The organism is Thermoproteota archaeon (genome assembly GCA_003352285.1).
Lineage (GTDB): Archaea > Thermoproteota > Nitrososphaeria > Nitrososphaerales > Nitrosopumilaceae > PXYB01.
Genome location: QQVN01000002.1, coordinates 252243 through 266192 on the forward strand (window position 1 = coordinate 252243; position 13950 = coordinate 266192).

A 13950-nucleotide genomic window follows, 5' to 3' on the forward strand; every position below is an offset into this window, starting at 1 on the left:
TTGAAATATTATATGAGAGTACCAATCCTATTGCGGTATGCCTAAATTTTATTTTTTGAGTGCTTTTTCGATGTTACTGTTTAGAACCACTTCTGCAATATCACTAGCATATTCTGCTATTCTTTTGATGTTTTCCACCATTCTTCTTATTCTAAATAACTCCTCATCATCACGTAATGATTTAGAGGAATCAAGAACCTTTTTCTCATATTTTACAATCTCTGCTGTTTTCTGAATTGTTTGCTCCGCTTGAAGATAATCTTCTTTGAATAATGAAAGACATGCTTCATCAAGAACATTTATTGCAAAATTGCTCATTTCTTGAATTTTTGCCAAAATTTCTTTCTTGATTCCTTTTTTGAATTCTAACAAATCTTCTGCCACAAAAGCTGCATGATCTCCCGTCCGTTCGATATTTTTTACAACTAACCGATATCCAAGACAATTTCTTGCATTTTTAAAACCCATTTCCTTTAGCATGTGCTCATTTTGTATTGCTATCTTTAATTGTCTGATAATATAGAAACCAAATCTGTCAACTTCATCATCGGTGTTGATAACTTCTTGGGCCAAATCTAGATTGACCTCTTTTACAGCTAAGATAGAATCTAACAGCATTGATTTTGCGAGATGAATCATTCTCTTAAAAGCGCCATCAACTGATAACTCCAATAAATTAACCAGAACTTGAATGGTAATACCATCACTGGAATCTGAAATTATTTCAGAACCCATTAGCATTCTTTTACCTGCAGTCTTTACAGCAGTTCTCTGAGCTGGTTTAAGTCTTCCATTTTTTGGTTTGACATTAATTGTTTTAAATCCCAGAAAATATAGCGAAATCAATTTTCTGACGGTAGATGATATGTCCTCATCTACATCAATCATGATTGTAGCTTCTTCTGTTTGGATGTTTTGAGCTTTGTAATTTACTGGATAGATTTGCAATGTCGATAATCCATTTCTCGAAACTCTTACTTGATCTCCTTGTTTTAATCCAAGATCTACTATCCATTCTTTTGGTAAAGAGACTATGTATGATGATTTTCCTGTAAACTGTATCTTCCTTGTTTCTTCTTTTTCTTCCACAAAATATGGTTAAATCAACTATCTATATAGTTTTATTCAAAGAATATAGTCTGCCATTGAACTAATATTAAGAGTAATTTTCAATATTCTCAGATGGATTCCGTTTACAAGCTCAAATGTACCATTGATGCATTATTTGGCACTGGGGTTTCTAGACAACTGCCAAAGAAACTTGAGATAACCTATTCTAAAAAAAATGGAAGAATCAAGAGTGTATTTCATGAAGAAAAATTACTGTGTACATTACGAATTGATGGAGGACTTGCAATTACTCCGTATTTTGCTCAAATTCTTTTGAAGAGTAAAAAATTTGCAGAAAACTGTATCGAGGTAGATGAGGAATCTCGACCCTTCATTGAGGATGGAAAATCAGTCTTTTGTAAACATGTAACAAGATGTGGGAAAAATGTGCAGATCTCGTCAGATACTGCTGTTGTTTACAAAAATAAGGTCATTGCAGTTGGCAAGGCGGTTTTATCTTCTAATATTATTCCGTTTATGAAAAGGGGAGTCGCAGTAAAAGTTAGAGATAGTTTAAAAAACAATGAAACTGGAGTTAAAACACCATGATGCGCGGAGGCAATCGCCAAATGCGAAGAATGATGGACAAGATGGGTCTTGACATGCAAGAGATCCCCAATGTCCAGGAAGTTATCATAAAGACTGACAAAAAAGAGATTATCTTATCCAAACCTCAAGTTACAGAAATGAAAGCAAAGGACAACTCTATCTTTACAATTACTGCAGATGGCTATGAGGAAAAGGAACTTGAAGTTCCAATCTTCTCTGAGGAGGATATTGAGCTAGTCTGTGCCCAGGCGGGAGTTGATGAGGAAAAGGCTAAAAACGCTTTGGCAGAGGCAAATGGCGATCTAGCAAGGGCAATACTGCTTTTGACCACAAATTGAATGATTTAAGTATGGATTATGGAGATTTTTCTTAAATGAGTAACGTAGCAGAATCCAAGGTTACTGGAATTGTTAAAGCACTATCCTCATTGGAAAATGACCTTGATTCCCTAAATGCCAAAGTTGCCGATATGAAAAAGAGCCTTAATCTAAAATCTCAAACTGAAATTGACAAATTAATGATAAGCGTTAGAGAAATGGCTACAGCCGATGCAGAATCTATTATTAACAAAGCCAAAGAAAAGGCCAATGCAGAATCTGCAAAAATCTCCCAAAACAGCGAGAAGAAAATTGGAGAAATTCAGGCTCAAATTGATGCAAATTTTGACCAAGCCGTCAAACACATCGTGTCAACAGTTTTGAAGGCATAGACCTAAATCAAAGAAATTCTCATGATTGTTATCGACCCGTTAGAACATACTAGAATTGGTATTGCTACAACGTATGGAAGACCCTATTACAAATTCGTACAATCATTACAAAATCTTAATCTGAAATTTGATTCCATCCTGCCCGATGAAATTGACTCTTACGAGGGAAATCTCATTATGACTACAAGAAATGAATCTCCAAAAATTACCAAAAAACCAATTTTTCATGAGGAGATCTTAGACAAACCTCCTACTGTAATACGTGGAATGATCCTACGCGTTATGGATTCAGGATTTGAAAACGAGGAATTAATTATTGGAGTTGATCCCGGAAGTAGAATAGGCCTGTCTGTGTACTATTTTGGAAAAGAGATTGAGAGCTCTTTACACTCTTCAGTTGAAAATCTAGTTGATCATATTATTTCGATTTTAGCTGGATTGCGTGCCAAGCGTAAGGTTGTAAAGATTGGAAATGGAAACATGGAGATTGCAAAAAAAATTAGCAAAATTCTCAATCTAAAATTTTGTTCTTCCTTTGAGCTAGAGTTTGTTGATGAACAGAGAACCAGCTTGAAGATAAAAAATTACAATCAAAGAGGAAAGCGTGATAAGCTTTCAGCAAAATACATCACACAAAGAGAAGGCTACAGGCATTTTGTTTTACCTCTCTCAATTACTGGATAACCACATTGTTTAAAATCATATTTTGAATTTTCTGTTTTTGATTTTTAGCTAGACTTTATTACTTAGCTTAACCTAATATCTTTATGAAAACCGTTTATGTAAAATTCCAATGGAACGAACCAATTTGTGATCAAAATAAAGGTCACAACAATGAGGAATGGGGAAAAAAATAATTCCAATCTAATTTACATCTTTAATCCAAATTTCTGAAAAATCTTTAAAACAAAGTAAATACCCAATGTTAGAAATTCAAGAAAAACGAATTTCAAAAGAGCTATAGATATTTATACATCTTTTATTGCTTTTTCATGAAACAAATAATTTCTTTCTAATCGATCAACTAAATATTTTCAAAAAAATTGTGATATTTTTGTAAAAATTCTCGATCCATCCTTATATACAAACGAAATCTATACAAAGTGAGCAACAATGACATGTAAAGGAATTTGCGTAAGATACAAGGCACAAAAGCCTGTCGGAACTGGCAGATATGCGTCTGGACAAAGAAGATGTCAAATTTGTGAAATCTTCATCAAGTGGGAGGGACTCTGGTGTCCATGCTGTGGATACAGACTGAGAACAAAACCACGCAATTTGAAGTACAAGGCAAAACTACGAGCAAGAGTAGAAGCCGACTCCAAAGAAGCTGAAGCAATAGCAATAAAAGCATAAGATTAGATCCAACCTTATTGACAACCTCATCCGGTTTTTGTAAAAAAACCCTTGATGTTGATGGACGTCAGTTTTTAGTGCAAGTACTAAAATTCGAAAATGGTAATTTCGTTTCTGTCACCGAAGGTGCCGAAAAACTTGGTTCAATGGTCGTTTCACTAGCAACCGGCCCAACTCCAGTTACTACAACGGTTATTCCATCAAAAACTGAATCTCTTTTTCTTAAATTAACTGCTGAACGAATTAGTACCACAATGAGAGGAATTGCCATAGTTTCTGCATTTTTACAAAGTGAGCTAGATCCCAATTCTGCAAAAACCCTAATGAGTGAGATAACAGAGATGATAAGAAATGTCTGATTTACGAACCTATATTTCTCAAATCAAAAAAAATCATGAGCTAAGAACCATAAAAAAGAAGGTTTCTACAAAATATGAAATTGCTGCACTTACTGCAAAGGCAGACGGTAATGATGCCCTATTATTTGAGAATATCAAAGAAAGCCCATTTAGACTCATCTCGAATTTAGTGGGGACACGAAAGCGATTTGCACAATCCGTAGGATCAAAAGAGGACGACATACATAAAAAAATCATTCATGCGATTTCCAATTCCAAAAAACCCAAAATCACGAAACTTGGCAAATTTATGGAAAACAAATCAAACACTATTTCTTCACTTCCAATTGTTACTCATTTTGAAAAAGAGTCCGGACCTTTTATCACATCATCAATAATTTACGTTAAAAATCCTGAGACAGGAAAACAAAATTCATCGTTTCATAGGCTTATGCCAATTGACAAAAATCATCTTTCTGTGAGGATGGTTGAAGGAAGACACCTTCACAGATGTTTTACTGATGCAAAAGAACATGGAGAAGACCTCAAGGTAGCCATTACTATAGGCGTTCATCCAGCAATATCAATTGCAGGGGCATATCAGGAAGAATGGGGAAAAGATGAACTGAACATAGCAAATTCCATCCTTGGAGGAAAGCTTGTTTTAACTACATGTCCTTTCTCTGGTCTAAATGTTCCATCTGGAGCAGAAATTGTTTTGGAAGGCAAAATACTCAAGGATAAAACCCATCCCGAATGGATGGTTGAGATGCTTCAAACATATGATCACAAAAGAAACCAACCTGTCTTTGAACTAGAATCAATGTACTATAGGAATAACCCAATTTTCCATGACATTCTTTCAGGATTTGCAGAACACCGCCTACTCATGGGAATGCCAATTGAATCAAAACTTAATGGGGTTCTTAAGAAAACATTTCCTGAAACACAAAAAGTTTACATGACAAATGGAGGATGTAACTGGCTTCATGCTGTAGTTCAAATCAAAAAGAAAAAAGAATCTAATCCAAAAAAAATTATCCAGAAGACCTTTGAGGCTCATCGATCTCTAAAACAGGTGACAATAGTCGATTCTGATATTGATCCAAATTCATCAGATGCCGTTGAGTATGCAATGGCTACTAGATTTCAAGCTGATAAAGATCTAGTAATAATAAAAAATGTACGAGGATCTAGCCTTGACCCCTCTAGTGATCAAAAGAATTTGAAGACTGCAAAGATGGGAATCGATGCTACACGGCCATTATCAAAAAGACCAGAAGGATTTGAGTTAGCAAAAATTCCTAAAGCAGATAAAATCTCCCTCAAAGATTATCTGTAAAAGTTTCATTGTAAAATTCTATTAAAGTACTTTCGTAGAAATTATCAGTACACCCTTTATACTAAAATCACAAAGTAAAGACAATTGGAGCTCTCACCAGCTTACTGCCGTTGCTGGTCTTAAGTTCCAATTATCTAAAAATTATGTAATATCTAATTTGAACTGTTTTCATCGTAGCATTTTACACAAAGCATCCCAGCACATATGATTTGCTTGCTAAGGTCAACATTGCATTTTTTGCACTTTAAATTCATTCCAACTCCAAGACAAATTTTAGGTTATCATGCTCTACTTTGTTGCTATCTGTTCTGATCGAATAACTCCCAGGCATTTTCACAATTCTGACATAATCCCCAGGCTTCCAGTTGTTATTTGAGCTAAAAACAGTCATGTAGGTTTTTCCATGTTTTAGATTTGAAGTTAGGGTATCTCTATCAATAATCTCTCCTTCGCCAATTTTTTCTCCAAAATCCTGATGCTGTCTAACCTGAATGATTCGATTTTTTGTGTCATACTTTACAGCAGAAATTAGATAGTCAGCCCATTTTCCCATAAAAAAACTGTAAAATTATGCAAATATAAAATTACAAGTCTTGATTGAGCGAATAATTTCACAAAAAACCCTACGTTTGATAAAAGACGATATTACAACTAGGAATGTTGATGTGATTGTAAATCCTGCAAATTCTTTGCTAAAGCATGGTGGAGGTGTTGCAAAAGCAATTGTCACCAAAGGTGGAAAAATAATTCAAGAGGAGAGCAACAAGATTGGTTTTGTCCCTGTTGGTACATCTGCAATTACTTCATCTGGAGATCTTCCATGTTTTGCAGTCATTCACTCTGTGGGCCCAAAGATGGGCGAGGGTAATGAAGATTCTAAATTAAGAATGGCTGTTCATAGTGCACTAAAACTAGCTTCTGAAAAGAATTTTTCAAGCATTTCCATTCCTGCCATAAGCTCAGGAATATTTGGTTTTCCAAAAGACAGATGTGCCCACATCATTGTTGAAGAAATTAAAAATTTCATTAAAGGAAATAATGATTCACCGTTGAATATTTTTGAAATGTGTGTTTTTGATGATGAAACGTTTGTCTATTTTCAAAAAGAGATAAGCAAGCCATACCCGTAGGGTGAATTCCTCTGTTTATAATATACAAACAAAAATTGGAAATTTCTATACTATTCACACTTTAAAATAACATAGGTTGGGAAGAAAATATCATCTGTATTCAATTGCCATCTTTGCAAGTGTTATTCTTTTCACACAAATGATTCCATTTGCAAATGCAGCTGGCAGTACTGCTAGAGAACAGGCAGAAGAACAGACACAAAAAATTCAAGAAGAATATGATAAAGCAAAGGCAACTTTAGCTTCTGCTAGATCTGCTTGGGATACAGCTAAAGATGCAAAGGATTCAGCAAGAGACACATACAAACAGAATCCAACTGATACAAACAAGGCTGCACTTGATGCAGCAGACGCCGCTGAAGACGCAGCATATTCTGCATATCTACAGGCAAAAGATGATTTAAAAAATTTCAAGACTTCACTGGGCGATGCAAAAAAAGATCTTCAAAAGGCAATAAAAACTGAAAAAGAAATCAAAAAGAAAGAAAAGAGTGAGGAAAGAAAAAAAGCTGAAGCAGCAGAAAAAGAAAGAAAAGCACTAATTGATGCAGAATGGCAAAAAGTAAAAACTGCTAGATCTGCTTGGGATACAGCTAAAGATGCAAAGGATTCAGCAAGAGACACATACAAACAGAATCCAACTGATACAAACAAGGCTGCACTTGATGCAGCAGACGCCGCTGAAGACGCAGCATATTCTGCATATCTACAGGCAAAAGCTGATTTTCAGGCCTTTAAAAGATTAAATCAGCTCTGAAAAGCTTTTTTTGATTTTTGTAAATAACCAAAGATTATCAGTACAACTCCAATAATTATCCATCCAGTACTGTATGATGTAAGATCCTCAAGAAAGTGAAGCTGACCTGTCGCTCCTAATGTAATTGCTAAACTTGTAAAACCACCAACAACAAAGGCTATTCCCGTCCACAATAACCATTTCATTTAGGATTCATCCTTGTACAATCTAATATTATTTTGGAAAAAATTAACTTTTTTTTGATTTGTTTAGATTTTCCTCTTCTTCAAATCCTTGTAATTTGTCTTCTTCATATGGCATTTTTCATCCACAAATCATTTTATCCATCTTTTACCAAGAATGTCTGAAATTTTTTACTCTGGGATCAGTTTTAATCGCCTACCTGATGGGCACACTATCTTAACTCACGGCTTAGTAGAAATTATACGCGGTTTTTAATTAGAAAATACCCTTCATCTTATCATGAACAACAGAATACTATTGCTTTTTATGCTCTCATTCAGTGTTATTCTAGTCCAGAATGCATATGCAGATGTATCTTCGGTTGAAACTGATGATGATTCCTATCAAGCAGGAAACGATATAATTTTTTCAGGAACAGCAAGTGGAGGGGATCTTATAGTACTTGAAATCTACAGTCCTGTTGATAATAAAATAATTGTAAAAACTAATACCGCAAATGATTCTGGCTCCTTTGAGCTTTCTGTCAGAGCTACTGACATTCTTATTCATCCAAATGGCGAGGGAATTTACACTGTTTACGTCTATGAACTAAACTCACAAGGAAAAGAGAACGCACTTGTCATTAAATTAAACAGAGAAGATCCAAATATCACAGTTCTTGAGGACGCACTAAAACTAAATTCTATTAGTAAAAAAACTGTAGATGAAAAAACCCTAGTCTCCTTTACTGCCACACTTGTAAAATCAATAAGTAATGTAACTTTTGAATTAGCAAACAATCCGCCAACTGGGGCAACAATTGAATCTACAACAGGAAAATTTTCTTGGACTCCTACAGAATCACAAGGTCCTGGAACATATACATTTGACATTGTGGCCTCTGATGGATTACAACAGGATAAAACCACTGTAACAATTGAAGTCAGGGAAGTAACTGAGCAGCAAACTCCTCCGCCTCCACCTCCACCAGAACCTGAACCAGATCCAATTGCAGATTTTCAGCAGTATGTTGATTCAACAAAGAATCCACAATACTATGTGGATAGATACAACAACGAGCCAAGCTACAAAGATTGGTTTGATCAAAACTTTCCTGGAATTACAATATATCAAGCAGTGGGAATCTCCGAACCAAAATCTACTCCACCTCCACCAGAACCAGAACCAGAACCAAAGCCTAAATCAGAACCTAAATCAGAACCTTCACCTACCAAAGATAATGGAATAGCAAAATTTGTTGATCCAAAAAAAGATCCACAATACTATGTGGATAGATACAACAACGAGCCAAGCTACAAAGCTTGGTTTGAAACTAATTACCCAGATATGACAATCTATGAAGCTGTAGGATTACCAAATCCTCCACCTGAAAAAGAATTAGCAAAATTTGTTGATCCAAAAAAAGATCCACAATACTATGTGGATAGATACAACAACGAGCCAAGCTACAAAGCTTGGTTTGAAACTAATTACCCAGATATGACAATCTATGAAGCTGTCGGATTACCTGCGCCCCAATCCGGTTTATGTGGTACCGGAACTAAACTAGTAGACGGTGTTTGTAAAGTTACATTAGAGACAAAGACAACCAAAGGCGGTGGTTGCTTAATTGCAACTGCAGCATATGGAACTGAGATGGCACATCAAGTACAGTTCCTCAGAGAAGTACGAGACAATACTCTACTATCAACTGAATCTGGAACATCATTTATGACTGGATTCAATGATATCTACTACTCCTTCTCACCAACAATTGCAGACTGGGAGAGAGAAAACCCAGCATTCAGAGAGGCTGTAAAGGCATTCATCACACCAATGGTCTCCACACTATCAATAATGACACTGGCTGACCAGGGCTCTGAAGAGCAAGTACTCTTCCTTGGAATCTCTGTCATTGCATTGAACCTTGGAATGTATATTGCAGCACCTGCAGTAGTTGCAATCAAGGTAAGAAAGCACTTGAAATTACGAAAATAATTATCTCTTTGGAAGTTTTATAGTAAATGTAGTTGGGTTATTCTTTACTGAAATATCTCCACCATGCTTTTCAACAATAGTCTTTGCCATTTTTGTTCCTAATCCAGTACCGTTTTCTTTTGTAGATGACAATGAATTAAACAACTTTGCCATAATTTCTGGTGGAATTCCAGGCCCTGAATCTGATATCTCTATGACAACTCTATTTTGGGTTTCATAGATTACAACATCAATTACTCCTGAATTGTTCATTGCTTGAATAGAGTTTTCAATCAAATTTGAAAAGAGTACAATAAGCTTGAATTTGTTACAATAAATCTCAAAATCATTTTGTGGCAGGTTTATTTTCACAGAATTTGGAATCTTTCTAGGCATTGAACTTTTTAGAATTTCTAATAGTGAAAAACGACTCATCACAAGTCCAGTCTTACTAGATAATGATCTATTGGTCTCAGCTGGTAATCTTTTTACTTGGTCAAAAATATTTTCAAGCTCTTTAATTGATAGCTCTATCTTGGTGTGATATCTTGATAACATAGGATCATTTTTTGTAGCCAACATTGCCAGTGCATTAGAATTTTTTATGACGCTAATTGCATCTAAGGCTTTTTCAATATTTGAAATTTCAAATATTTGTTGAATTCTCTCTGTCCTACTCTCAGCCAGCATGATAAAAATTGCCAAATAGTGGTATTAGTTTAATGTGTGTCCATTTTGAATAAATTAAACATAATTTTTCATAATATTCCAAAATCCATCCTATGTTTGTAGGATTGAACAACAGTTGCTTCATAATCCTGAAAGATAAAAAACGTACATGGCAATCGAAAAACATTGTAGAAGATGCGGTAGAACAATTTCACTAGATGATGATACGTGTAAGGAATGTCGAATTGCTGAATTAAAACAATAGGAACCAAATAGTTTTGTGCATTTTGAACAAACATTCATGAAAATAGCACACAATGATAAAATTTGTAACGCTTGCTCATGGTGGGAACCAAATTATAGCCATATCCCGTTTACCGGTTCCCACTAATTCTTTTAACAAAAATTATTCTTTTTCTCTGATCATTTTAAAACAGTTAATTGCATCCTCTGGTGAATGATCCTCCTTTGGACGTTTACATATGGGACAATTTGGATCACTACGATCAACCTTTGAACCCATGTGATTACTTGCAAAATTCTTAATTTAGCAATTTCCTTCAAAAATCATCTTATACACGAACAGTGATGAATTTGTGTGCATTTATCCTCCAACGCATATTCTCAACTAAGACCTGATCTAAAAATTTGTAAAATCCTCAATGGAATGTGGCAAGTTTCGGGGAGTCATGGATTCATTGATTTTAATTCTGCCATAGAGGACATGTTATCATATCACGAGTCTGGGTTTACTACATGGGATCTTGCGGATATCTATGGACCAGCAGAGGATTTTATTGGAGAATTTTTCCGTAGACTGGATTTAGATTCAAACTCTGTAAAACCTCAAGCATTTACAAAATTTGTACCCTCACCTGGACAAATGTCAAAACAACTTGTGCAGCAAGCAATTGATGTATCAAGAAGAAGAATGGGCGTAGAATCAATTGATTTAATTCAATTTCATTGGTGGGATTACAGCTTTAATGCATATCATGATGCGTTAATTCATTTACAATCTCTTAAGGATGATGGAAAGATACAGAATATTGGCCTGACAAATTTTGATACAGAACACATGGAGATAATTACTGATTGGGATATAGAACTAGTATCAAATCAAGTTCAGTATTCTATAATTGATCAAAGACCATCTATAAAGATGGAAAAATTCTGTTTGGAAAATAACATTGGTTTGTTGACATACGGAACTCTTCTAGGCGGACTATTATCTGAAAAATATCTGGGAGTAGATGAGCCTTCTCCAGATCAATTAGATACTGCATCACTTCAAAAATACAAACACATGATTGATGCGTGGGGAGAATGGGACCTGTTCCAAGAACTTCTTCAGACTTGTGATCGTATTGCTAAAAAGCATAATGTTAGCATTGCAAATGTAGCTACACGTTTTGTCTTGGACAAGCCTGCAGTGTCAGGAGTCATAATTGGAGCAAGACTTGGTGTCACTAACCACATGGAAGATAACTCTAGAGTTTTTGATTTTAGCTTGGATTCTGATGATTATGAAAAAATATCTCTAGTTACTGACAAGTCAAGTGACCTATTTTCGTTAATAGGTGATTGTGGTTCTGAGTATCGGCGTTAATGTGATCAAAATTTTAAACTACGAATATTTTACTGCACGTGTGACGTCTTTGATCCTTTTGCCTTCTATTTTTGCAATTAGTGCTAAGATTGACACCGGCTTGCTAAGAAATTCTACATTTGGCCCAAACTCCTCAAGATCCTCTAAAAGCAAATTACCATGAGCTGAGACAAAAATTATCTTCTGTTTTGGTTGCTCAGCTAGAATGGCTTTTGCCAATTCTACTCCGTTTTTCTTTGGCATGGCATAGTCTACAACCACTACATCAAATGGGGAGCGGTTATCAAAAGACTTCATTAACCCATATCTGTATGCACTGAGGCATTCTTCTCCATCTTTTGTTACAAATACTCCGTGACCCAAACTTTTGAGACTTTCAGCATATTGATATGCTATGTCTTCATCGTCCTCTGCAATTAGGATCTTTAGTGCCATATCTATATCTGATAAATGAATTTAATCTAAGCATGTTTGTTTAAAAAAAACTAATTCCGAACAAATATCAAAATGTGTGTAATTTGATTACATACAAATCATTACCAGTAAAAAAAATCTAAATTTCTTCACAATTGACCATCATTGAAAGGATTTCTGTTCAGAGTGTTCACACAAAATCACACATGGTGGTAATTTTATGCGTAATTGGACTCATACAGTTTTCAGCACAGAGTGTTTTTGCTGATGAATATGAAAAATTCACTAAAATTGAGTCTCAACTTGATAATATTTCCGACATAATTGATGAAATAAATCCGAATGAACTTGGACACATTAATGTACAGTTTCATTCAGTTTGTGACGAAATAAAAAAAATAAAATCAACTCTACCATATAACTCAAATACAGATTTTACAAAATATAATGAACTAATATCAAAATTTGAAAATGTTGGTGAAAAATTCGATATTATTTCTACGAAATATCTTGAGAGCTCTATTCCTCTTGAAAACAAACTATTGATATTGGATACCAAAAAAACAATTTCACAGCTTGAAACAAATCATAATAAATTTCTATTAACAATTAATTCGGAAAAATATTCAAAGGATCAGGTGGATGCCATAAATTATAAAAAATACATTGACGATAAAATTACTCAAGTAATAGTCGAAAAAACCATTCTTCATGAAAAAATTAACTGGCCTGAGATTTTTAAAGCAACACTGCAAAAAATCAAAGAAGATCGAGAATTGAATGCATTACCAATAGCAATAGACAGAATAATGCTTCATTACACGGATGAAGATGTATTAAAACTATTGATGGAATATAGAAACGATATACAAAACTACATACAAAAAAACCCAATTATTATCAATGAGTATAAGCCTTCATCATCTGAGGAGACAAGTGAGGACCCAGAAAATGAGAATACTGAAGAGACTCCATTTAGGGAACCTGAACTTCCTTCTGCTCTATTAGGGCAAATTGATAATACCATTTCCTTGATTTCAACTTCCTTAGATGACCAAGAAACTATTCGTCAACAAACAATTGTTAACAGCTTGATGTCAGTATCCTCATCAAAATCTACACCTGGTGTAAGTTCTGGGGGTCACTCTGATGTGGGAAGAGATCGTGGACCAAACAATTCATTAGATTAATTCATTTTATGTTTTGAAGCTAAACTCAGACGATTTATCTTATTTAATAGGGAGCTAATTGATAATCAAAGAAAATGGCAAAGTGGGCTGATTTTCTAATTTCTGAAGCATCATATGATTCTGATCATCGAATAACCTATGTCAGGCGTCATAAAGACAATGGGGTATCAATTGATCCAATAGGTGAGATAATTAGCAGGGCAGACTTGACACATGATCTACAAAATCGAATATCATATTCTACCGTTTTTTCTAGTCTCAACACATGGAAAGTTGGTCAAAAGATTAGAGGATTCCGTGTTGATAATTCAAACGCAATTAGAATTGATAATAACAAAGTTCAATTTGATAATTTAGGTTCCATTCCAGAAATAAGAAAAGATTCTGAGATTCCAGCTCCCGAACCAAAACCAGCTCCAGCTCCCGAACCAAAACCAGCTCCAGCTCCCGAACCAAAACCAGCTCCAGCTCCCGAACCAAAACCAGCTCCAGCTCCCGAACCAAAACCAGCTCCAGCTCCCGAACCAAAACCAGCTCCAGCTCCCGAACCAAAACCAGCTCCAGCTCCCGAACCAAAACCAGCTCCAGCTCCCGAACCAAAACCAGCTCCAGCTCCCGAACCAAAACCAGCTCCAGCT

Annotated in this window: 17 protein-coding genes and 1 pseudogene; 12 read left to right on the top strand and 6 right to left on the bottom strand. The window is 35.2% G+C overall.

Annotated features, from left to right (window positions below):
• Nucleotides 1–48: 48 nt before the first annotated feature.
• Nucleotides 49–1089, bottom strand: coding sequence for a phosphate uptake regulator PhoU (locus DWQ18_01485; protein RDJ34632.1), 1041 nt, complete (start codon nt 1087–1089; stop codon nt 49–51).
• Nucleotides 1090–1182: 93 nt separating this feature from the next.
• On the opposite strand from DWQ18_01485, the gene DWQ18_01490 reads away from it, so the two are divergent.
• The 7 genes from DWQ18_01490 to DWQ18_01520 all read left to right on the top strand — a co-directional run bounded on the left by DWQ18_01490 (nt 1183) and on the right by DWQ18_01520 (nt 5404).
• Nucleotides 1183–1659 (top strand): queuine tRNA-ribosyltransferase, encoded by a 477-nt coding sequence (locus DWQ18_01490; protein RDJ34633.1) that lies wholly within the window; start codon nt 1183–1185, stop codon nt 1657–1659.
• Nucleotides 1656–1997 (top strand): transcription factor, encoded by a 342-nt coding sequence (locus tag DWQ18_01495; GenBank protein RDJ34634.1) that lies wholly within the window; start codon nt 1656–1658, stop codon nt 1995–1997. The genes DWQ18_01490 and DWQ18_01495 overlap by 4 nt, the downstream gene beginning before the upstream one ends.
• A 35-nt stretch (nt 1998–2032) precedes the next feature.
• On the top strand, nt 2033–2368 hold the full coding sequence (locus DWQ18_01500; GenBank protein RDJ34635.1) for a hypothetical protein: 336 nt from the start codon (nt 2033–2035) through the stop codon (nt 2366–2368).
• Nucleotides 2369–2428: 60 nt separating this feature from the next.
• Nucleotides 2429–3052 (top strand): hypothetical protein, encoded by a 624-nt coding sequence (locus DWQ18_01505; GenBank protein RDJ34685.1) that lies wholly within the window; start codon nt 2429–2431, stop codon nt 3050–3052.
• Nucleotides 3053–3481: 429 nt separating this feature from the next.
• Nucleotides 3482–3724: a hypothetical protein gene (locus DWQ18_01510; GenBank protein RDJ34636.1), complete on the top strand. Its 243-nt coding sequence runs from the start codon at nt 3482–3484 to the stop codon at nt 3722–3724.
• A 17-nt stretch (nt 3725–3741) separates the two neighbouring features.
• A complete protein-coding gene (locus DWQ18_01515) occupies nt 3742–4083 on the top strand; it encodes a hypothetical protein (protein RDJ34637.1) in 342 nt (113 codons plus the stop codon).
• A complete protein-coding gene (locus tag DWQ18_01520; protein RDJ34638.1) occupies nt 4076–5404 on the top strand; it encodes a UbiD family decarboxylase in 1329 nt (442 codons plus the stop codon). The genes DWQ18_01515 and DWQ18_01520 overlap by 8 nt, the downstream gene beginning before the upstream one ends.
• A gap of 250 nt (nt 5405–5654) precedes the next feature.
• Here DWQ18_01520 and DWQ18_01525 read toward each other — a convergent pair whose 3' ends face one another.
• Complete coding sequence (locus DWQ18_01525; protein RDJ34639.1) at nt 5655–5957, bottom strand: DUF3892 domain-containing protein; 303 nt, start codon at nt 5955–5957, stop codon at nt 5655–5657.
• 40 nt (nt 5958–5997) lie between these two features.
• On the opposite strand from DWQ18_01525, the gene DWQ18_01530 reads away from it, so the two are divergent.
• Together DWQ18_01530 and DWQ18_01535 are read left to right on the top strand one after the other, a co-directional pair.
• A complete protein-coding gene (locus DWQ18_01530) occupies nt 5998–6534 on the top strand; it encodes a macro domain-containing protein (GenBank protein RDJ34640.1) in 537 nt (178 codons plus the stop codon).
• 76 nt (nt 6535–6610) lie between these two features.
• Entirely contained in the window at nt 6611–7291 is a 681-nt protein-coding gene (locus DWQ18_01535; protein ID RDJ34641.1) for a hypothetical protein, read from the top strand.
• On the opposite strand, the gene DWQ18_01540 is transcribed toward DWQ18_01535, so the two are convergent.
• Nucleotides 7282–7476, bottom strand: coding sequence for a hypothetical protein (locus tag DWQ18_01540; protein ID RDJ34642.1), 195 nt, complete (start codon nt 7474–7476; stop codon nt 7282–7284). The genes DWQ18_01535 and DWQ18_01540 overlap by 10 nt on opposite strands.
• Before the next feature lie 304 nt (nt 7477–7780).
• Here DWQ18_01540 and DWQ18_01545 point away from each other — a divergent pair, with 304 nt between their 5' ends.
• On the top strand, nt 7781–9451 hold the full coding sequence (locus DWQ18_01545; protein RDJ34643.1) for a hypothetical protein: 1671 nt from the start codon (nt 7781–7783) through the stop codon (nt 9449–9451).
• Here DWQ18_01545 and DWQ18_01550 read toward each other — a convergent pair whose 3' ends face one another.
• A complete protein-coding gene (locus DWQ18_01550; GenBank protein ID RDJ34644.1) occupies nt 9452–10135 on the bottom strand; it encodes a sensor histidine kinase in 684 nt (227 codons plus the stop codon).
• 562 nt (nt 10136–10697) lie between these two features.
• Here DWQ18_01550 and DWQ18_01555 point away from each other — a divergent pair.
• On the top strand, nt 10698–11708 hold the full coding sequence (locus DWQ18_01555) for an aldo/keto reductase (GenBank protein RDJ34645.1): 1011 nt from the start codon (nt 10698–10700) through the stop codon (nt 11706–11708).
• 18 nt (nt 11709–11726) lie between these two features.
• On the opposite strand, the gene DWQ18_01560 is transcribed toward DWQ18_01555, so the two are convergent.
• Complete coding sequence (locus DWQ18_01560; GenBank protein ID RDJ34646.1) at nt 11727–12143, bottom strand: response regulator; 417 nt, start codon at nt 12141–12143, stop codon at nt 11727–11729.
• A gap of 134 nt (nt 12144–12277) precedes the next feature.
• On the opposite strand from DWQ18_01560, the gene DWQ18_01565 reads away from it, so the two are divergent.
• Nucleotides 12278–13312: a hypothetical protein gene (locus DWQ18_01565; protein ID RDJ34647.1), complete on the top strand. Its 1035-nt coding sequence runs from the start codon at nt 12278–12280 to the stop codon at nt 13310–13312.
• A 391-nt stretch (nt 13313–13703) separates the two neighbouring features.
• Here the strand turns inward: DWQ18_01565 and DWQ18_01570 are convergent.
• Nucleotides 13704–13950: pseudogene (locus tag DWQ18_01570) on the bottom strand (endoglucanase).